Source organism: Erythrobacter sp. HI0063 (assembly GCF_001635685.1).
Lineage (GTDB): Bacteria > Pseudomonadota > Alphaproteobacteria > Sphingomonadales > Sphingomonadaceae > Qipengyuania.
The window spans coordinates 1-20,988 of record NZ_LWFF01000001.1 but is presented as its reverse complement, the minus strand read 5'-3'; the positions used below and the strand labels follow the sequence as shown (position 1 = coordinate 20,988).

The window sequence follows — 20,988 nt, the reverse complement described above, 5'->3', positions numbered from 1 at the left end:
CGGAAGCGTGGAAATGGCTGTTTTCTGGGCTTCTTCAGAGGCGGTCGAAAAAAGGTCGGGAATCCTCTCTCCCCGACCAACTTTCGGCTTGCGATCCGAAAATCGTTTCGCCGCATTTTTCAGCACCATACTCCACCCCGTTTGGGGACACCGAATGCGCAGTGCGCTACTCCGCGGCGGGTTTTTCCGGCGGCTCCTCGACCTGCGTCGGTCCGTCCTGCAATTCCGCGTCCAGCTCCTCAGCCTTCGCCTCGATCGTCTCCTGCGCGGTGTCGTAGCGCTCGTCGAAGCTCGGCTCGCTCTGGCAGGCGCTCAGCGCGATCGCCGCGAGGATGATCGCGCTTCGCATCAATAGTTCCTGCGATAGCGAACGTTGACATTGGTCGCGCCCGATCCGCCTGCCTGGCTCAGGATCGAAAGAAACGGCGTCAGGCTGACTTCGAGCTGCGTGGCGGTGAAGCCGCGGGCGTCGGTGATGAATTCGATGTAGATATCGTCGGTAATGTACTGGCCCGCCGCGAGCGCGGTGCCGCGCCCGCTCGTCTCGTCGGCGCCGAGGATCCGTAGGCGGTCGACACCCGTCGCAGAACGCAGCTTGCCGAGCGGATTGAGACCGCCGCCGCTGCCACGCAGCGAGTTGAGCGAGGCGGCCAGCTGAACCGCCTGGATGGCGGAAAGATTGCCGACCGAGCTACCGAACAGGATGCGCGAGACGATCTCGTCCTGCGGAAGGCCGGGCGTGCTGGAGAAGGCGATCTGCGGATCGTAGGCGCGGCCCGTGACGTTCACATTGACGGTCACGTCCTCGATATCCTCGGTCGCGGTCAGACGGATGACCGGATCGATCGTGCGGCCGCCGGTGAAATCCACACGCCCTTCGGTGAGTTCGAAGGAGCGCCCGGCAAAGCCCAGCGTGCCACGCACCAGCTCGACATCGCCGGAGATGCGCGGAGCGGTGCTGGTGCCGGACAGGCGCAGATCGGCGCTCCATTCGGATTCCAGACCCATGCCCGAAACATACAGCCGCTCCGGCGCAGCGAGCGCGATATCGACGCGCAATTGATCGAACAGGCCCGGCTGCGGCTGCGAAGGCTCGTCACCCGTGATGCGTTGCGGGCCACGCGGCGGCTTGAAGCGCACGCCGGTCAGCTCGGGCACTTCGGCGGCGCCCTGGCGGATGATCTCGTAGCGCGTCTCGGGCAGCACGATCCGTCCGCTCACCACCGCAGTCTGCCGGGCCGCCTTGGTCAGGCGAAGATTGCCGGTCGCGGTCGCCGACAAGGCGTCGCTGCGAGCCAGGCGCGCATCGTCCATCGTGATTTCGACATTCATCGGATAGCCGCTGGCTTCCGCAAGACTGACGAAACCATTGGCGCTGAGCTTGCCGTCACCCGCCGTGGCGGTCAGGCGCTCGATTTCGAGCCGATCGCCGCTGAAGCGCCCGGCGATCGCCATGTTGGAAAGCCGCGTACCGTAGGTCTGGTTTTCATAGGTCAGATTGTTGGCGCGGATGATGCCCGACAATTCGGGGCTCTGGACCCGGCCCGAGAAATCCGCCGCCACGCCGATCGGCCCCGACAGGCGCTGATCAGGCTGACCGGCGAAGGAGAACAGCGTGTCCGCCGGGCCGTTATAGCGAATCCCGCCGCCAAGAGGCGCGGAGAGAAGGCGGGTCGTCCAGCTGCCCGATCCGGGCGGAAGCGGATTGAGCGAGGCGACCATTCGCCCGATCACCGCGCCGCGCCGCCGCATCACAGCACGCGCCTCGCCCCCATCGGGCAGCAGCTTGCCGACGAAATTGATGTCGAGCGGCTGGCTGACGGAGACCGCAGTGGTGCGGCTGAAATTGGCGATCTGGAGGCGGGCATCGGCACGCGGGAACGCAGTGCTGCTGGCCTGGGCGAAATCGAGGCTTCCGGTGGCGCGGCCATTGATGCCGAGGCCGGGCACGAAGGCTTCGATCATGGCAAGGTCAAGCGAATCGAGCCGGCTCTGGATTTCGATACCGTCTCCGTATTTCCCGGCGAGGCGGATATTGCCGCGACCGAAATCGATGCGGGTCGGCAGCAATTCGTATTCGCCTGCACCCGGAATGATCCGTGCCGGACTGGTCGTGGCGAAATCGATGCCGCGAACCCTGCCCTTCATCTGCGCGCGCCAGAGATCGGGCGTCAGTTCAGCATTGGCGGCGACGCGGAAGGGCACGCCGCTGACCCCTTCGGCGAGCACGCGCGCAGTGCCGTTGCCATTGCGATAATCGATCTTGGCGCGCGCGGCGTTGAGATTGAGGCTGCCGATATTGGTCTGCGCCAATTGGGCGTCGGCGACAACATAGGGCTGGTCGTACAGCACCACTCGCGCATCGACGATCGCCGAGCCGATCGTGAGATTGGCCGGTCCCGGAAGCACGGTATCGCGCGCTCTCAGATTGACGAGCGCCTGCTGATACTGGCCCTGTGCGTCGAGCCGGACCACGCCTGCAAGCCCGCGTCCATTCGCGTCGAGCCGCCCGGCAAAAGGCCCGGCGGGCGTCTGGCGCAGCGAGCCGCTGAAATCGATTCCGGCGAGATTGGCGCTGTTGATGTCGAGCGTCAGCACATCGCCCGTGCCCAGCACCACGTCGGCGGTCAGCGCGCCGTAATCGGTGTCCGCCGTCGCATCGAGGCGATACCCATTGCGCGCGCCTGTGATGTTGGCGCGCAAATTGGCGAGGCCGATGCCGAGATCGGGCCGCTCCGCCGTGACGACTGCCTGCGGATTGGTGAGCGTACCAGCAACCCGCACGCCGACACGGCCATAGGCATCGGTCACGCCATCCGCCTGGATCGCGAGCCGCCCGTCCGGCGCGTAGAACCCGCTGCCGCCCGTGATCTGCGCCGCCGGGGCACGCAGCGTGAGATTGCGGAAGCGGACGATCCCGTCCGAACCGTACCGCACATCGGTGGCCGCAACGGCATTCCCGCCCAGAAAATCACGCACGCCTTCGTTGAACAGGCTGGTCGAGCGCACGCGCACCCGGCCCGCCAGCGCGAAGCCGTCGCCTTCGGTCTGCAAATCGACATCGGTTTCGATATCGAAGATGCCGACGCTCTCGATCCGGTAATCGTCGATCTGCCCGTCGATCGCGCCGGTATAGAGCCCCGTCGAGGTGTCGGCGAGGAGGATCAGCCCGGCATCGATCCGGTCCGAGCGAATCCGCATGTTGTCGGACAGGATGCGCGGCCCGTCGATGGCGAGATCGCCCGCTAGGCGCACATCGCGCAGCTGCCCGCCGGCAACGGTGTCGAGCCCGGTTATGCGCGCAACGCTGGCTTCGATGGGGATCATGATCCGATCCGCATCGACCGTCGCCTCGCCGCTGGCGCGCAGGTTTTCCAGCCCCATGTCGTTCATGGCGAGCCGGTTGGCGTTGACCTGATACTGGACGCGCGGAGTGGCAAATTCGCCATTCAGCGTCAGCAGCGCGCGCAGGCCGCTACCGCTCAGATTCTCGGCCATGGCGGACGGTTTGAGCAGCACGAAAGCGAGCTTCAGATCCTCGAAGCTGTTGTCCGACAGATCGACCAGGCCGTTGGTGTTGAGGCGGAAGGCGTCGCTGTTGAGATTGCCCGCCAGCGTCGCCCGGCGCTCGTCGAGAGCGGCCGTCATGTCGACATTCAGGATCGGGCCGAGCAGCGTCGCGGTGGGCCCTTCGAACAGGCGCGCCACGCGCGTCGGCCCGCGCACCTGGAACGTGCCGTCGTTCCCGGCGATCCGCAGGCGCGCGAACTCGCTGCCCGCAAGGTTCGCATCGAGCCGTCCGTTCCAGCGATCCCAGGTGCCCTTGCCCGCGACCTGAACGCGCAAGGGTTCGGTCAGCCCGGCCAGCGCCGCGATCACGCCATCGCCGGGCGCGTTCAGATCGAGCGAGACGTCGAAGCGATTATCGTCCGGCACCGCATCGAGTTCGAGCGCGATCCGATCGCCGCCCGCACGCCCCTGCCCCGCGATCGTCGCCGCATCGAGCGTGACCTGCGCGCGCCCGTCCGCGATATTCGCGCCGCCACTGATCGAAGCGACCCTACGCTCTCCGCTGACTGGGGCTTCGGCGACGAAATTGCCGATCCGGAATTCGCCGATATCGATGTCGTAATTCGGCAGCAGCGGATCGTCGCTCGGCGGAGTCTCGGCAAATTCCGGCAGGCGCTGCAGCGTCACGCGCGGCGCGATCAGCGAGCGGATGTCGATGTGACTGCGCAGGAATTTGAACGGCCGCCAATCGACCCGCATTTCGGGCGAGGTGAGGAACACGCCCTGTGGATCGGACACGGCGACATCGTGGAGGACCATCTCGCCATAGAGCGAGCCTTCGATGCGCCCGACATCGATCTGCATTCCGTTCTCGAATTCGAGAGCCGCGATCTGGTCGGCAACGAAGCGCTTGCCCGGCCCGGTATCGAGCCCGAGGATCAACGCACCGACCAGAAGGACGATGCCGCCCAGCACGATGGCAGTCCATTTCGCGATCGTGCGGCCCACGTGGCGCTCGCGGCGCGGCGTCTCTACCGGCTCGCTCGTTTCGGTCGTATCCTCGACCATGACGGGGTCGGCAGCGCCCTGCTGTTCGATGCCCTGCTGTTCGATGCCCTGCTGTTCGATGCCCTGCTCTTCGTTAGGTGTATCCTCGGCCATCAGAACGCCTGCCCGATCGAGACATAGACCGCGAAGCTGCTTTCGCCTTCGCGCTTGTCGAGCGGCATGGCGACGTCGAAACGCAGCGGGCCGAAATTGGTGTAATAGCGTCCGCCGATGCCGACACCGTAGCGCAGATCGCTGAAATCGGGCGTCGTGCCTTCATAGACTTGGCCCGCATCGACGAACCCGACCACGCCGAAATCGCCGAAGCGATAGCGCACTTCCGCCGCCGCTTCGTTCAAGCTGCGCCCGCCGAGCGGGCGATAGATCGTATCCGCAACCTCGTCGGGATTTTCCGGATCGAATTCGAAACCGGGATCGGGATAGACCGCGCGCGGGCCCAATTGCTGGAAGCCATAACCGCGCACCGAGCCGCCGCCGCCCGCGTAAAACCGGCGCGAGGGCGCAAGGTCGAACCGGTCGATCCCCTGGATCGTACCGACCCTGATGCGGCCCGCCAGCGTGATCGAATCGGTGGGGCTGTAATAGCCCGATCCATCCACGCGCACGCGGACATAGGGGCTGAAACCGTCCTGCAGGGATCCCTCGGGTTCCACCAGCGCGGTGACGCGGAAGCCTTCGGTCGCATTCAGCAGGCTATTCGTGCGATCGATCCCGATCTGGCCGGTCAGCCCGCCGATGAAGAAGGTCCGCCGCACCAGCTCGCGGGTCGTCAGATCGAAATCCTGCTCGTTGGAAGCAATAATCTGCCCGCCATAGGCGTAGGTGAAAGGCTTCTGCCAGATGCTGGTCGAATCGTAGCTGACCAGTGCCGCGATGCGACCGGTGAAGGCTTCATAGGCTTCGTAATCGGCGCGCAGCGCTTCGATACTGGCCTGGAACGTGCGGTCCCTGCGCCCGGCATTGGACCGGCGGAACGTGCCGCTGGCGCCCTGTTCGCGCGTACCGATCACGCCGCGCCCGATCAGCGCGCCTTCCGGCGGGAAGAGATTGCGATGGGTCCAGCTGCCTTCGACGCGGAAGCCCTGCCCCGTTCCATAGCCCGCACTCGCCGCCAGCGTGCGCGGCGGCCCGGCATCCTGCTCGACAAGGATCGTGGCGTATTCGGTGCCATCGCCCGCGGGCTCGCCGGTCTGTTCGGGCACTACCGATACGGTGTTGAAAAGGCCGGTGGCGACCAGCGCCTGGCGCAGATCGTCGACCATCCGGCTGTCGTAGAGTTCGCCGCGTTCGAAGCGGGCCAGAGTTTCGACATGGTCGGCATCGAAGGCGAGATCGCCGGTCGTACGGAAACCACCGAAGCGCGAGCGCGGCCCGGTCGTGATCGGCAGGGTATAGACGCCATCCTGCGTTTCGGGATCGAGCAGGATGTCGCGCTGGCCGATCTCGGCGAAGGGATAGCCGTTCTGCGGCAATTCGATCGCCACGCGCGCTTCGGCCCCCTGGACCCGCGCCGCCACGATCGGTTCGCCGACCTGCAGCGGAAGATTGTCGCGGATAAGGTTTTCCGGTTCGACCGGCGGAGCGTCGATCACGATGTCCGAGAATGTGTAGCGCGGGCCGGGGACCACATCGATCACCGCGGTGAGCGGCTGGCCGGTCGCATCCGCCGAGCGGTCGATCCGCGTCGTCGCACTGGCTTCGTACCAGCCTTCGGACGCCAGCAGGCGCTGCATCAAGGCGCTGTCTTCGGTCAACCGCGCGGCGACCTGCGCAACATTGGCGGCCTCGCCGTCGCCGTCTTCTAGCGCGGACAAATCCTCGAACATGGCGCGAATATTGGTTTGCGCCACCTCGTCCGCCTCGTCGAGACCGTTGACGGTGACATTATAGGCGACTTCGACGACTTCCTCGTCCGCCTCCGCCTCTGCGAATTCGACCGGCGCGACTTCGAACTGGTCGAGCGGCGGGAGCGGCGCGACCAGTTCGGCGTCGCGAATCGGCGCATCGCCGATCGCCTCGACCGGATCGCCATCCGCCAGTGCCGGATCGCCCAGCGGCGCCTCCTGTCCCTCTTCGGGATCGGCATCGGCCTGTTCGGCGGCGATGCGCCTTTCGAAATCGGCAATCGATTCGAGCGGCCCTTCGAGCGCGTCATCCTCGTCGAGCGAGGGAATCGCAGTCTCGAATTCCTCGTCGGTGATGATCGGTTCTACGTCCGGCAGGTCGGCATCTGCCGGAGGAGCGGGAATCGGCAGGTCCGCTTCGGCGTCGTCGGGATTAACCGTATTTTGTGCCGAAACGGGAAATGCCGCCAGCACAACGCCCAGCGCCAGAACGGAGGCCGCCGTCCGGATTATCCCGCTCACGGCCCGGTCCGCGCGGGCGGCACGGTTGCCAAGCGGCGCGGGATGAAGGACAGACGAAGCCGAAGCGAGCATAGAAAGCGATCCACCGTGGACAATGAAGGACAAACCGCATCGGCGCGATCCGGGGACCATGCACCCGGAGATGTGGCAAATCCCGCCCAAGAGCCCGGGTCTTCTCCTAAAGGCGCGCCCGGTGCAACCGCAAAAAGTCCTCTTTCCATGCCCTGGGCAGCCTGGAAGGAGATCCTGAAGCGCGTCTATACGATGTGGGGATTTCACAATCTGTCGCTTCTGGGCGCGGGCGTGGCGTTCTTCACCTTTCTCGCCCTGACCCCGCTGATCGCGGCCACCGTCATGGTTTACGGCCTGATCGGCAATGTCGAAACGGTGCAGCAGCAGATGCGCGCGATCATCCAGGTGGTCCCGGCCGAAGCTGCCGCCGTGATCGAGGATCAGCTGCTCGGCGTGGTGACTGCCAATTCGGGCGTCACCGGCTTCGCGCTGATCGTGGCGTTGTTCTTCGCCATCTATGGCGGAATGCGCGCGGCCAACGGGTTGGTCGGGGCGCTCAACATCGTCAACGAAGAACACGAAACGCGCGGCATTATCCCACGAACGCTCCGCATCGCCGCGCTGACTCTGGCGGGCATTTTCGTGGCGCTGACTGGTATTCTAAGCGCAGGCCTTTTCGCCTGGCTCCAGACCCAGGCCGAGGGGATGATCGGCGCAGGCGTGGAATGGGCGATCAAGCTTCTGACCTGGACCGCCTCGATTGCGCTGGGAAGCGCGGGCTTCGCCCTGATCATGCGCTACGGCCCCGACCGCGCACCCGCGCAATGGAAATGGCTCGCCCCCGGCGCTCTGTTGGCGACGGTACTGTGGATCGCGATCTCGTTCGGCTTTTCGCTCTATGTCGCCTACGTTAGCGACTACAATGCAACCTACGGTTCGCTGTCGGCGATCGTCGTGTTCCTTATGTGGCTGTTCCTGTCGGCTTACGGGGTGCTTGCAGGGGCGTTGCTCAATGCCGAGATCGAGCGCCAGACGACCACCGATACCACCGTCGGCCCCGAAAAGCCGCTGGGCGAGCGTGGCGCGGTGCTCGCGGATATTTCGGAAGGCGGCCTGACGCTCGGCCAGTGGATGGAAAAGACCGAGCGCCGCGCGGTGAAGCGCCACATGCAAAGCGCGAAGCTGAAAGCGATGGTCCGGCGCGAGAAAGAAGGGCGCTAGCCCATCTCCCCTATCCTCCGCGCAGGGTTCTGACTCCGAAATCGCGTTCGAACAGGTAGAGCAGAATACGAGCCGCCTCGCCGCGTTTACCGTCGAGCCCGCCGTCGCGCTCCATCAGCAGGCGCGCATCGTCGTGGGCGGCAGGCAGGAGACGCGTGATCTGATCGAGATCCGCGATGCGAAAGGCCGCCTCGCCCGACTGGCGCGTACCCAGCAATTCGCCGCCGCCCCGCAATCTCAGATCCTCTTCGGCAAGCTCGAATCCGTCCTGCGTCGCGCGCATCAGCGCCAGCCGTTCGCGCGCCGTTTCGGAAAGGGTATCGCCGCGCAGCAGGATACAGATGGATTTCGCGCTGCCCCGCCCCACCCGGCCGCGCAGCTGGTGCAATTGGGCCAGGCCGAAGCGTTCGGCCTGTTCGATCACCATCAGCGTGGCGTTGGGCACGTCGACGCCGACCTCGATCACCGTCGTCGCGACCAGCAGCTTGGCATCGCCGCTGGCGAACCGTTCCATAGCCGCGTCTTTCATCTCGGGAGCGAGCTGACCGTGGACCATCACCACGTCCGTGCCGAACCGTTCATGGAGGGCCGCATAGCGCGCTTCGGCGGCGGCGATGTCTTCCGGCCCCTCGCTCTCGCGCACCATCGGGCACACCCAATAGGCCTGGCGCCCCTCCGCGATCTGCGCGGCGAGGCGATCGACCAGCAGAGCCAGCTTGTCCTGCCCCATCACCACCGTATCGATCGCCTGGCGGCCCGGCGGAAGCTCGTCCAGTTTGCTGACATCCAGCTCGCCATATTGAGCGAGCGTCAGCGTGCGCGGGATCGGCGTCGCGGTCATGGCAAGGACGTGCGGTGCGCGCTTGCCCTTGCCCGCCAGCATCAGGCGCTGGCCGACCCCGAAGCGGTGCTGCTCGTCGATCACCACCATGGCGAGGTTGCGGTAAGCGACCGTGTCCTGAAAGATCGCATGCGTGCCGACCACGATGTCGATCGATCCGTCGAGCAGCCCCATCAGTATGCTCTCGCGCGCCTTCCCCTTGTCGCGACCGGTGAACAGCACGACTTCGGCCCCAGTCGGCGCGGCCATTCTTCGCAAGGTCTCGAAGTGCTGGCGTGCGAGCAGTTCGGTGGGTGCGAGAAGTGCCGCTTGGGCGCCCGCCTCGACCGCAATCAGCATGGCTTCCAGCGCCACCACCGTCTTGCCCGCACCGACATCGCCCTGAAGCAGACGCAGCATCGGGGCCTCTTGCGCCAGATCCCCCTCGATCTCCGCAATCGACCGCTTCTGCGCGCCGGTCAGCGGAAACGGGAGCGCCAGTTTTCCGCGATAACTGCCATCGCCCACCAAAGCCTGGCCCTTGCGGCGGCGATTGTCCGCGCGCACCAGCATCAGCGCAAGGCCGTTCGCCAGCAATTCGTCATAGGCGAGCCTGTCGCGCGCCTTCGCGTTTTCACCCTTGTGCGCCAGCACCAGCGCGTCGCGCCATGCGGGCCAGCCTTCGCGCTCGACTTGGCCCGACTCGCTCCATTCGGGCAATTCGGGCGCGCGCGCCAGCCCCTGCTCGACCAGATGCGTCATTTTGGGCTGGGTCAGCCCCTCGGCCAGCGCATAGACCGGCTCGCACAGGCGCTGAAGCGTGTCGCCCCCTTCTTCGAGCACGTGATCGGGATGGACGATCTGGAGCATGTCGCCATAGCGCTCGAGCTTGCCAGCGACCCAGCGCGTCTCGCCGACCGGTAATTGCTTCTTGGCCGTATAGGAGGCTCGACCGAAATAGGTGAGCGCGAGGATATTTCCGACCGCATCCTGCGCCAGCACCCTGTAGGGAGCGCGCGGATTGCGCCCGCCGCGATGCTCCGTAACCGTCAGTTTGAGGACGATCTGCTCGCCCTCCCCCGCCTCGTCCAGATTTTGAACCGCACGGCGCGTCACGAAGCGTTCCGGCAGATGATAGGCGACATCGCGCACCCGCGTCAGGCCGAGCCGGTCGAGCGGTTTCTTCAGCTTGGGACCCACGCCGTCGAGCGTCTCGACCTCGGCGAAGAGGGGATTGAGGATATCGGGCCGCATCGCCTCCCCTTAAACCCACTCGGCCCGGCAGCGAAAGCCGGGATCTCGTATCGTCAATGCCGAGCCAGCAGGGGCCGATCCTGGCTTGCGCTGAAGGGAGGAGGAACCTACTTGGCGTCCATGCCCGATCTCCTCACTTTCGAAGGCCGCATCCAGCGCGCCCGGTTCCGCGCATGGCATCGCGGCACGCGCGAAGCGGACTACATGTTCGGCGGCTTCTTCGATCGCTATCACGCGGAGTGGGACGAGGCAGGCCTCGCCTGGTTCGAAGCGCTGCTCGAGCAAGATGATGTCGATGTGATGGCATGGGCCCTCAAGACTCAGCCCGTTCCGCCCGCCTTCCTCGGAGAGCGCATGGAGGCGATGCAGCGCCTCGATTACGTCGCGATCTGAAGCTAGGCGCCTGCGATGAGAAAATGGATCCTGCGAGTATTGCTGCTCGCTTTGGCGATATCGGCCGGTGCGACAACGGTCTTCGCTCTGATCCCGGGTAACGTGGGCGGCCAGGGCGGCGATTTCTGGCACTGGGTGGCCTTCGTGACGCTCGGCGTGCTTTCGCGGCTTACATTCTCGCGCACTTCCTTCCTGCTTCTCTGGGTCGCTCTAATCGCCTTCGGTGGTGCGATCGAACTGGCGCAGGGAATCCTCAACACCATGCGCGAGATGGACGTGCGCGATTTGCAGGTCGACGCGCTCGCATCCTTCGTCGGCCTCCTCGTCGGCGCCGTCATCCTGGCCCTTTATCGTCGTTTGCGCGACCGCAACGGAACCGAGGCGGGCGTCTAGCGCTCCTGATCTGATCATGCCCGATATCGCTCGCATTCTGAAAGCCGACCGTCCGCTCACGCTCGCCCGGGTGGCGCGCGGGGCACAGCCTTTGGTCCTGTCCGACCTCGCCAGAGCCGCCAAAGGCCGCGCGGTCTTCATCGTGCCCGACGATACGGCGATGCACGCGGTGTCCGAAGCGGCACGGTTCTTCGCGTCGGAACTGGAAGTGATCGAGTTCCCGGCGTGGGATTCGCTCCCTTACGATCGCGCGAGCCCCGCGCTCTCGATCAGCGCCCGGCGGCTTGCTGCGCTCCATCGCCTGCAGGCGGGCAAGCCCGGCGCGCAATTGCTGGTGACGACGGCCAACGCCGCGCTGCAGCGCGTTCTCACACCCTTCCGCATCCGCGAAAGCGTGCGCGAATTCGCGCCGGGCATGGAGATCGGGCGCGAAAGCCTGTCCGCCCTGCTCCAGCGTCAGGGTTATTCGCGCACCGATACCGTGATCGACAAGGGCGAATACGCGATCCGTGGATCGATCGTGGATGTGTTCCCAAGCGGGATGGACGAAGCGCTGCGGCTCGATTTCTTCGGCGACGAGCTGGAAAGCCTGCGCAGCTTCGATCCCAACACCCAGCTTACGACGGGTCGGCTCGACAGGCATTTGCTGCTTCCGGCCAGCGAGGCATTGCTGGACGAAGACAGCATCAAGCGCTTCCGCACGCGGTATCGCGAAATGTTCGGCGCCAATGCCACGCAGGATCCGCTTTACGAAGCGGTCAGCGAAGGGCGTCGCCTGGCGGGGATGGAGCACTGGCTGCCGCTGTTCGAAGACCGGCTGACGACGCTGTTCGACCATTTGGGCAAGGACGATCTGGTCGTGATCGATCAGGCCGCGCTGGCCGCCGCTGAAGAGCGGACCAAGGATGTCGGCGACTATTACGAACAGCGCAAGGCGGCCAGCGGGCAGGCCAAGGGCAGTTACCGTCCCTTGAAGCCCGACGCGCTTTATCTGACTCAAGGCGAATTCGAGACCGCGCTCGCCGATGCGCCCGCCCATCGCGCGACCGCATTCGACGAACCGGAAAGCGACAGCGTGCTCGATTTCGGCTTCCGGTCGGGCCGGGATTTCGCGCCTGAGCGCGCGCGGGGCGACAATGTCTATCCGGTGCTGGCCGACCATCTCAAAGCCATCGCCAAATCGGGCCGGCGGCCGCTGATCGCCGCCTATTCGAAGGGCAGCCGCTCGCGCATCGTGTCGATTCTCGACGAAGCGGGCATCGCAGTGCAGACCGCCGAAAGCTGGCAGGAAGCGCTGGGCCAGGCGGCCAAAGGCAAGCCGTCCGCGATGATCGTCCCGCTCGAGGCGAGCTTCGCCAATGACGAGCTGGAACTGCTGACCGAGCAGGACATTCTCGGCGACAGGCTGGTGCGCCGCAAGAAGAAGCGCCGCGATGCCGACGCCTTCCTTGCCGAATTGCAGGCGCTCAGCGTCGGCGATCTGATCGTCCATACCGAACACGGGATCGGCAAATATCTCGGCCTCGAACCGATTGCGGTGGGCAAATCGAAGCACGACTGCGTGCAGCTCGAATATCGCGGCGGAGACAAGCTGTTCATCCCGGTCGAGAATATCGACGTCCTCAGCCGCTATGGATCGAGCGAGGAAGCGGTCCAGCTCGACAGACTGGGCGGTGAAGCGTGGCAGAAGCGACGCGCGCGCCTGAAAGAGCGGATCCAGGCGATCGCGGGGGAGCTGATGCAGGTCGCTGCCGCCCGCGCCTTGAGGAAAGCGCCGGTCCTCGAAGTCGAGGAAGGGCCGTACAACCAGTTCCTCGACCGGTTCCAGTACGAGGAAACCGACGATCAGGATCGCGCCATCGCCGATGTCCTGTCGGACCTTGAAAGCGGCAAGCCGATGGATCGCCTCGTCTGCGGCGATGTCGGTTTCGGCAAGACCGAAGTCGCGCTGCGCGCCGCCTTCGTCGCGGCGATGAACGGCCAGCAGGTCGCGGTGGTCGCGCCCACAACCTTGCTCGCCCGCCAGCATTACGAGAATTTTTCCGCCCGCTTCGAAGGCTTCCCGCTCAATATCGGGCGTCTCTCGCGCCTTGTCTCCTCGAAGGAGGCCAAGGAAACGCGCGAGGGGCTCCGTAAGGGCGACATCGACATCGTCGTGGGCACGCATGCGATCCTGTCGAAGCAGACCGAGTTCAAGGATCTCGGCCTCGTCATCGTGGACGAGGAACAGCGCTTCGGCGTCACGCATAAGGAAAAGCTCAAGCAGCTGCGCGCCGACGTGCATATGCTGACGCTCACGGCCACGCCGATCCCGCGCACCTTGCAGATGGCGATGACGGGCCTGCGCGAACTCTCCACCATCCAGACCCCGCCGGTCGACCGCCTGGCGGTGCGAACTTACGTGATGGAATGGGACGACATGGTGATGCGCGAGGCGCTGCTGCGCGAGCATCATCGCGGCGGGCAAAGCTTCATCGTGGTGCCGCGCATTTCCGACATGGACGCGATTTCGGACTGGCTGCACGAAAACGTGCCCGAAGTTAAATTCGTCGCCGCGCACGGGCAGATGGGCGCAGGCGAGATCGAAGAGCGGATGAGCGCTTTCTACGAGCGCAAATACGACGTCCTGCTCGCCACGACGATCGTCGAAAGCGGTCTCGACCTGCCGAGCGCGAATACGATCATCATCCACCGCGCCGACATTTTCGGCCTTGCTCAGCTCTATCAGCTGCGCGGCCGCGTCGGGCGCTCCAAATTGCGCGCCTACGCCTATCTGACCTACGCGAAGGACACGCAGCTTTCGGAAGTGGCCGAAAAGCGCCTGAAAGTGCTCGGCGATCTCGATTCGCTCGGCGCCGGGTTCCAGCTCGCCAGCCACGACCTCGACATTCGCGGCGCGGGCAATCTGCTGGGCGACGAACAGTCCGGCCACATCCGCGAAGTCGGCTTCGAACTCTACCAGTCCATGCTAGAAGACGCGATCCTGGCCGCAAAGGCGGGCGAGATGGGGCTGGAAGCGAAACCGGAAAAGGTCAGCCCGCAGATCACGGTCGACGCGCCGATCATGATTCCGGAGGATTACGTCCCCGACCTCGCCGTCCGCATGGCGCTCTATCGCCGCCTCAACGATGCAGAGAACAAGGGCGAGATCGAAGCGCTCGCCGCCGAGATGATCGACCGTTTCGGCGAACTGCCCAGCGCGACTGCCAATCTCGTTAAGCTGATCGAGATCAAGCACCAGGCGATCGCCGCCAATATCGCCAAGATCGATGTCGGCGCGGCAGGCACGCTGGTCACCTTCCACAACGACGACTTTCCCGACGGTCCGGGGCTGATCGCCTATGTCGATCGCTTGAAGGGAACCGCCAAACTGCGTCCCGACATGAAGCTCGTGATCAGCCGCGCCTGGAACGATCCGCAGAGCCGCTTGAACGGGCTCTATCAGCTGACCAAGGGGCTTTCCGCAATCGCGAGGAAGGCGAAGAAGAAAGGCTGATCGGCGGCATTACCGCGAAGCGATCGGCCCTCAGCCGCGCGCCAGCCTGATGAAGTCGTCCGCGCTCATCGGTTCGGCGCGCAGGAAACCCTGATAGGTTTCGACGCCTTCGCGCGCGATCAGGGCCAGCTGCTCGTCTTTCTCCACCCCTTCCGCCACCACGCTGAGATCGAGCGCCTTGGCCATGGCCACGATCGCGCGCAGGACTGCAAGGTCGCGCTCGTCGTCCAGCACGCCATCGATCATCGCGCGGTCGAGCTTGAGGCAGTCGAGCGGCAGCACCTTGAGATAGCGGAAATTGCAGTAACCCGCTCCGAAATCGTCGAGCGAGAGATTGATGCCGACCGCTTTCAGCTCGTCGAGAATCTCTCGCGTCCGGTCGAGATCGGCCAGGAGAACCTGCTCGGTGATCTCCAGAGTGACCTGATCGGGTGCCAGCAGGCTTTCATCGACCAGAGCGATGAAGTCGCGCGCGAAGCTGCCCGCTGCAAGATCGGCGGAAGTCACGTTGATCGACAGGCACAGCCCCTCAGGCCATTCACGCGCGCCATGCAGCGCGCGGCATGCGATATGGCGGGACAATTGCGCGACGTGATCGGCGCGTTCGGCGATCGTGAAGAGCAGGCCCGCGCCGATGCGTCCCAGGGTCGGATGCTGCCAGCGTGCCAGCGCCTCGGCCCCCACAAGGCGATCATCGCCGACACGGTATTGCGGCTGGAACAGCACCTCGATCTCGTCGCGATCGATCGCGGCCAGAAGATCGGCTTCCAATTGCTGGTTCGACAGGCCCTGCTGGTCCAGATCCTCGCTCGCCCAGGCGATGCGTTCGCCATTGCTGCCGCGCATGCGCACGGCCGTTTCCGCCAGCGTATCGAGCACCGAATCGGCATCGTCGCCCGCGCGCGCTCTCATCAGCGCGAGCCGCGGCCAGAGGCGCAGGCTGTGGCTGGTAGAGGGATCGACGATCGGCATGGCGATGGCATCGGCCAGCGCTTCGGCCAGCCACTGCCACCGCTCGCGCGAACAATCCTCGCGCGCGGCGAGCAGGAAGCTATCGCCGGAAATGCGCGCCGCCAGCCAGACGCCGCTTTCCAGCTCATCTTCGGCGAAATGGCGGATACGCTGGGCGATCTCGATCAGGACGCCGTCGCCCGTGGTCTCGCCATAGGCGACGTTCACGCGATCGATCCGGCCGATGGCGATCAGCATGGCGCGCATGGGAAAGGGCGGCCCTCCGTCGGGCCAGTCGCGCTGCCAGCGCTGCATCGTGAGGCGGGCATGCGCCAGATCGGCGAGCCCCGTCAGGGCATCGCGCCCGTCCTGAGCGGGATAATCGCGGTGAGAAGTGTCGGCCAAGCTTGCCATCGAACCTCCCTAAGCGCTCCGGTCCTTCGGTGTGACACAAAAAGCGGCGCGTTGCCAAACGGGACATGCCTCCATAGGTGTGGATGAAGGGCTTTCGCCGGGAAGAGGATAAGTATGGCCGAGTTCGCAAAGCTGGCCCTGATGGTGTCCGACAGCGCGAAGGCGCAGGAAGTCGCGCAGGAATTTCAGTCGCTCACCGATTGGGTGTCTCCGGGCGAGGCGGACATCGTCGTCGTGGTCGGCGGCGACGGGTTCATGCTCCAGACGCTTCACGCCATGCTCGATCACGGTAATCTGAAACCGGTCTACGGCGTCAATCTGGGCACGGTCGGCTTTCTGATGAACAAATATCGCGGCCCCGACAAACTGATGCAGCGCCTCGAAAAGGCACGCGGGCTGGCGGTGGCGCCGCTGTGCATGGAAGCGATTACGCAGGAAGGCGAGACGCACCGCTTCTGCGCCATCAACGAAGTCTCCCTGCTGCGCGAGACGCGCCAGACCGCCAAGATTGAAGTGACTGTCGATACCAAGGTGCGAATCAAGGAACTGGTGTGCGACGGTGTGCTGGTAGCAACGCCCGCGGGCTCCACCGCCTACAACCTCTCCGCAGACGGGCCGATCCTGCCGCTCGATTCGCAATTGCTGGCGCTGACTCCGATCAGCGCCTTTCGCCCGCGTCGCTGGCGTGGCGCGATCCTGCCCGATCGCAGTCATATCCGATTCCGCGTGCTCGAATCGGACAAGCGCCCCGTATCCGTCGTGGCCGACCAGAAAGAGGTGCGCGATATCGCCGAAGTCTCGCTGGCCATCGCGCGCGAGCAGGAGCTGAAGCTCCTGTTCGATCCCGGCCATACGCTCGACGAGCGCATCGTGGCCGAACAATTCGTGGTGTAATCGGAAGCGAAGAGCGAAATTTCGCGAAACACCCGCTTGCCAAACCTTTGCCCCGCCCATATAGGCGCACCCCTGCCGTACGGCTGCTCCCCGATAGCTCAGCGGTAGAGTAGGTGACTGTTAATCACTTGGTCGTTGGTTCGAATCCAACTCGGGGAGCCACTTTTCGCCAGCAGCCGATGGCGCCGCCGCATCCATAGATGCGGCCTTCCGCTCAGATGTGATCGAGAACCAGCCGGACGCCGACGAACAGCGTCAGCCCGGCGGTGATCCAGCGTATCCAGCGTTGCGGCAGGAAGCGGACCACCAGATAGCTGCCGATCTGGCCGCCGATCGCGACTGCCACGAGAAGCGGCAAGCCGAAGCCCACCGCCGCTTCGAACCGGCCCTCCCCGCCCTTCAGGATCTGGCCGACCAGACCGAACAGCGAATTGACGAGGATGAACAGCGCAGCCGTCGCCGCGATGCTCTTCGCCTCGGCCCAGCGTACCAGATGGAGAAGCGGCGCCAGGAATATGCCGCCCCCGATCCCGACCAGTCCGGCCAAATAGCCGAGCGGTGGCGCAGCCAAAGGTGCGAACCGAGCGGCCTTGGTCGCATGCTCCTCGCTCGACTTCGCGACCGGGATGAGAAGGGTAAGGCCGGTCAGGACCAGGCTGGCGCCCAGCAGCAGCAGAAAGTTGCGCTCCCCGATAGGCGTCAGCCCGCCCAGAAGCGCCGCAGGGGCCGCAAGACCGGTCAGGACCAAGGCTCGCCGCCAAGGCAGGATGCCCGCGCGCGAGAAGCGTATCGTGCTGCCCGCGACGACCACGATATTGCAGGCAAGGCTGACGAGCGGCAGCACGCGATAGTCGAGCCCCGCCAGCGCGAGCAGCGCGCTATAGGTCGATCCGCCTCCGAACCCGACCGATGCATAGAGCAGCGCGGTCGCGAAGAAGGCGATAGCGAGCCAGATCATCTAGGTCAGACCCGGCCCGAACCGGTTACGCACGAGCGCCGATCGCCCCGTGGCAATGCTTGTACTTGTTGCCCGATCCACAGGGGCACGGGGCATTGCGGCTGATTTGCTTGCCGGCATAGGGATTGTCCGAAACGCCCCCCGGCCCGGCGGCCGCCTGCGGACTACCCGCCAGCGATCCGAACAGCGCCGCGCGCCGTTCCGATCCGTCGCCATCGTCGGAATTGTCGATCCCGCTCAGCGGTTCGATATGTCCGGTGAGGAAATCCGGCAGTTCGGGCAGGCTCGCAGAAGGCGTGGGTTCGGGCTCGCGCACGTCGAGCTTGATCAGCTTCGATGTCGTATCCTCGCGCAGCGTGTCGAGCATGCTTTCGAACAGGCTGAAGGCTTCCTGCTTGTATTCGTTGATCGGCTGCTTTTGCGCATGGGCGCGCAGCCACACCACCTGGCGCAACGCGTCGAGCGTGGAGAGGTGTTCCTTCCAGTGATGATCCAGCGACTGGAGCAGCAGGCTCTTTTCGACATTGCGCCACATCGACGGATCGACCCGCGCGATCTTGGCGTCCATCGCTTCATCGGCGGCCTGTTGCAGGCGCTCTTCGATAATGGCGGGCTCCACCGCGTCTTCCTGCAACCAGTCGTCGATCGGCGGCGTCATGCCGAGCACTTCCTCGACCCGCTCCTTCAACTGCGCCACGTTCCACTGTTCGGGATACGATCCCGGCGGGCAGGCTTCGCCGACGATGTTGTTGATCGTGTCGTGCCGCATTTCGAGCACGACATCGTCCACCGCCTCGCTGTCCATGATCTCGGCGCGCTGTTCGTAGATGACCTTGCGCTGGTCGTTCATCACGTCGTCGTACTGGACGACCTGCTTGCGCATCTCGTAATTGCGCCCCTCGACCTTCTTCTGCGCGGTTTCGATGGCCTTGCTGAGCCATTTCGACCCGATCGCCTCGCCATCCTCCAGATTGCTGTTCATCATACGCGAGAACAGCGTGTCCGGCCCGAAGATGCGCAGGAGATCGTCTTCCAGACAGAGGTAGAAGCGCGACAGACCCGGATCGCCCTGACGGCCCGAACGGCCGCGCAGCTGATTGTCGATCCGGCGCGATTCGTGGCGTTCGGTGCCGAGCACGAACAGCCCGCCTGCATCCTTCACGCGCTGCTTTTCTTCCGCAATTTCCTGCTTGATCCGCTCGATCGCGGCGTCGCGTTCCGGGCCTTCCGGCATGTCGGACAGTTCGTCCTCGGTACGGAATTCGAGATTGCCGCCCAGCTGAATGTCGGTGCCACGCCCGGCCATGTTGGTGGCGATGGTAACCGCGCCGATGCGGCCCGCCTGCGCCACGATATGCGCCTCGCGCTCGTGCTGGCGGGCGTTCAGCACCTCGTGCTTGACGCCTTCCTTTTCGAGGAACTGGCTGAGCAGCTCGCTCTTTTCGATCGAGACCGTGCCGACGAGGACCGGCTGGCCCAGCTCGTTCTTCTCCTTGATCGCCTTCGCGATGGCCGCGAACTTGTCCATCGTGTTCTTGTAGAACTGATCGTCCTCGTCGATGCGGGCGACCGGGCGATGGGTCGGGATCTCGGCGACGTTCAGCTTGTAGATGTCCCAGAACTCGCTCGCTTCGGTGGCGGCGGTGCCGGTCATGCCGGACAGTTTGGGATACATGCGGAAATAGTTCTGGAAGGTGATCGAGGCGAGCGTCTGGTTCTCCGGTTCGATCTTGACGCCTTCCTTGGCTTCCACCGCCTGGTGGAGACCGTTCGACCAGCGGCGCCCATCCATCATGCGGCCGGTGAATTCGTCGATGATCACGACCTTGTCGTCCTTGACGATATAGTCGGTGTCCTTCTTGAACATGATGTTCGCGCGAAGGGCCTGGTCGAGGTGATGCACGACGAGGGTGTTCTCGACGTCGTAGAGGTTCTCGCCTTCGAGCAGGCCGGCCTCTGCCAGCTTGGCCTCGATCGCGTCGGTGCCTTCCTCGGTCCAGCTGATGTTCTTGGTCTTCTCGTCCGCCTCGTACCATTCGGGATCGAGATCCTTCACGATCGCATCGACCGAGATATAGAGCTCGCTCTTGTCCTCGGTCGGGCCGGAAATGATCAGCGGCGTGCGCGCCTCGTCGATCAGGATCGAATCGACCTCGTCGACGATCGCGTAATTGAAGGGACGATGCACCATCTGGTTGCGATCGTGCTTCATGTTGTCGCGCAGGTAATCGAAGCCGAACTCGTTGTTCGTCCCGTAGGTGATGTCCGAATTATACGCGTCGCGCCGCTCGAACTCGTTCAAGTTCGGCACGATCACACCGACCGTCAGGCCGAGGAACCGGTGCAGCTGCCCCATCCATTCCGCGTCGCGGCGGGCGAGATAGTCGTTCACGGTGACGACGTGGACGCCCTTGCCCTCGATCGCGTTGAGATAGGTCGCGAGCGTGGCGACCAGCGTCTTGCCCTCGCCCGTGCGCATTTCGGCGATCTCGCCGCGGTGGAGAACGATACCGCCCACCATCTGCACGTCGAAATGCCGCATGCCGAGCACGCGGACCGAGGCTTCGCGAACGGTCGCAAATGCTTCGGGCAGGATATCGTCCAGCGTCTTACCGTTTTCCAACTGCTCGCGGAACTTGTCCGTCTGGGCCTGCAGCTCTTCATCGGACAGAGCCTGAAGCTGCTCCTCCAACGCGTTGATTTGATTAACGATCTTGTCCATCGACTTGACGTAACGATCGTTGGACGAGCCGAAGAGCGACTTGGTAAGGGCTTTGAGCATGACAGGTCTCTGAAATCGGAAATAGGAAGAGCGCCCGCGCGCATGCGAAGCCGCGGGCCGAAAAGCGAATCGGAAGCTTTAAGGGTCGCGCTATTCGTAGGCGCGATCGGGCCCGAACTGGATCGTCGGCACATAGACCGTCACCGTTTCGGGCGCGCGGCAGGGCGTGATCCGCTCTCCGCGCAGGCGCTGCTTACGCTGTTTCTCGACGCAGGCGCTTTCCGCGCTGCGGACGGGATCGTCAGCCTTGCGCTGATCTTCCAGCTGCGCTTCGAGCGCGCTGATCATCGTCGCATGCGCAGGCGCATTCGCGGCGGCAAGGCCGGTCAGAATGGCAAAACAGGCGAGCAGGCGACGAAGCATCAAGGCCCGTAGATAGAAACTGGCATTGCCCGCGTCCACCCCTGAAGCGCGTTTACCTCTCAGTCGAAACTTCCTATCGCGCGAGGATGGACC

At 64.5% G+C, this 20,988-nt stretch carries 13 protein-coding genes and 1 tRNA gene; 6 read left to right on the top strand and 8 right to left on the bottom strand.

Annotated features, from left to right (window positions below; genetic code table 11):
* Positions 1-166: 166 nt before the first annotated feature.
* Genes A3736_RS00070 through A3736_RS00060 form a run of 3 tightly spaced genes read right to left on the bottom strand, consistent with a single transcriptional unit; the run spans position 167 to position 7,016 of the window.
* Positions 167-349: a hypothetical protein gene (locus A3736_RS00070; protein WP_067677575.1), complete on the bottom strand. Its 183-nt coding sequence runs from the start codon at positions 347-349 to the stop codon at positions 167-169.
* Positions 349-4,671, bottom strand: coding sequence for a translocation/assembly module TamB domain-containing protein (locus tag A3736_RS00065; protein WP_233999119.1), 4,323 nt, complete (start codon positions 4,669-4,671; stop codon positions 349-351). Before A3736_RS00065 ends, A3736_RS00070 begins: the two co-directional genes overlap by 1 nt.
* Positions 4,671-7,016 (bottom strand): BamA/TamA family outer membrane protein, encoded by a 2,346-nt coding sequence (locus tag A3736_RS00060; protein ID WP_067677573.1) that lies wholly within the window; start codon positions 7,014-7,016, stop codon positions 4,671-4,673. The genes A3736_RS00065 and A3736_RS00060 overlap by 1 nt, the downstream gene beginning before the upstream one ends.
* Positions 7,017-7,163: 147 nt before the next feature.
* Between A3736_RS00060 and A3736_RS00055 the strand changes: the two genes are divergently transcribed.
* On the top strand, positions 7,164-8,177 hold the full coding sequence (locus A3736_RS00055) for a YihY/virulence factor BrkB family protein (RefSeq protein ID WP_233999118.1): 1,014 nt from the start codon (positions 7,164-7,166) through the stop codon (positions 8,175-8,177).
* 10 nt (positions 8,178-8,187) lie between these two features.
* On the opposite strand, the gene recG is transcribed toward A3736_RS00055, so the two are convergent.
* Positions 8,188-10,251: an ATP-dependent DNA helicase RecG gene (recG, locus tag A3736_RS00050; protein WP_067677570.1), complete on the bottom strand. Its 2,064-nt coding sequence runs from the start codon at positions 10,249-10,251 to the stop codon at positions 8,188-8,190.
* 120 nt (positions 10,252-10,371) lie between these two features.
* Between recG and A3736_RS00045 the strand changes: the two genes are divergently transcribed.
* The 3 genes from A3736_RS00045 to mfd are packed head-to-tail and all read left to right on the top strand — an operon-like array spanning position 10,372 to position 14,533.
* Positions 10,372-10,644 (top strand): succinate dehydrogenase assembly factor 2, encoded by a 273-nt coding sequence (locus tag A3736_RS00045; RefSeq protein ID WP_067677567.1) that lies wholly within the window; start codon positions 10,372-10,374, stop codon positions 10,642-10,644.
* Positions 10,645-10,659: 15 nt separating this feature from the next.
* Entirely contained in the window at positions 10,660-11,037 is a 378-nt protein-coding gene (locus A3736_RS00040; protein WP_067677566.1) for a hypothetical protein, read from the top strand.
* Positions 11,038-11,053: 16 nt separating this feature from the next.
* Positions 11,054-14,533 carry a transcription-repair coupling factor gene (gene mfd, locus A3736_RS00035; protein WP_067677564.1) on the top strand — a complete coding sequence of 1,160 codons (3,480 nt, stop codon included), beginning with the start codon at positions 11,054-11,056 and terminating at the stop codon, positions 14,531-14,533.
* A 30-nt stretch (positions 14,534-14,563) separates the two neighbouring features.
* Here mfd and A3736_RS00030 read toward each other — a convergent pair whose 3' ends face one another.
* Positions 14,564-15,898 carry a bifunctional diguanylate cyclase/phosphodiesterase gene (locus A3736_RS00030; protein ID WP_067677561.1) on the bottom strand — a complete coding sequence of 445 codons (1,335 nt, stop codon included), beginning with the start codon at positions 15,896-15,898 and terminating at the stop codon, positions 14,564-14,566.
* A 114-nt stretch (positions 15,899-16,012) separates the two neighbouring features.
* Here A3736_RS00030 and A3736_RS00025 point away from each other — a divergent pair, with 114 nt between their 5' ends.
* Both A3736_RS00025 and A3736_RS00020 read left to right on the top strand, forming a co-directional pair.
* Positions 16,013-16,792: an NAD kinase gene (locus A3736_RS00025; RefSeq protein WP_067677557.1), complete on the top strand. Its 780-nt coding sequence runs from the start codon at positions 16,013-16,015 to the stop codon at positions 16,790-16,792.
* An 87-nt stretch (positions 16,793-16,879) separates the two neighbouring features.
* Positions 16,880-16,954 (top strand) — tRNA-Asn (locus tag A3736_RS00020).
* Between the two features lie 52 nt (positions 16,955-17,006).
* Here the strand turns inward: A3736_RS00020 and A3736_RS00015 are convergent.
* The 3 genes from A3736_RS00015 to A3736_RS00005 form a co-directional block, all read right to left on the bottom strand.
* Positions 17,007-17,750 carry a sulfite exporter TauE/SafE family protein gene (locus A3736_RS00015; protein ID WP_067677554.1) on the bottom strand — a complete coding sequence of 248 codons (744 nt, stop codon included), beginning with the start codon at positions 17,748-17,750 and terminating at the stop codon, positions 17,007-17,009.
* Positions 17,751-17,775: 25 nt separating this feature from the next.
* Positions 17,776-20,532, bottom strand: coding sequence for a preprotein translocase subunit SecA (gene secA, locus A3736_RS00010; RefSeq protein ID WP_067677551.1), 2,757 nt, complete (start codon positions 20,530-20,532; stop codon positions 17,776-17,778).
* A 90-nt stretch (positions 20,533-20,622) separates the two neighbouring features.
* The coding region (locus A3736_RS00005; RefSeq protein ID WP_233999113.1) for a hypothetical protein at positions 20,623-20,988 on the bottom strand (366 nt) is incomplete at its 5' end.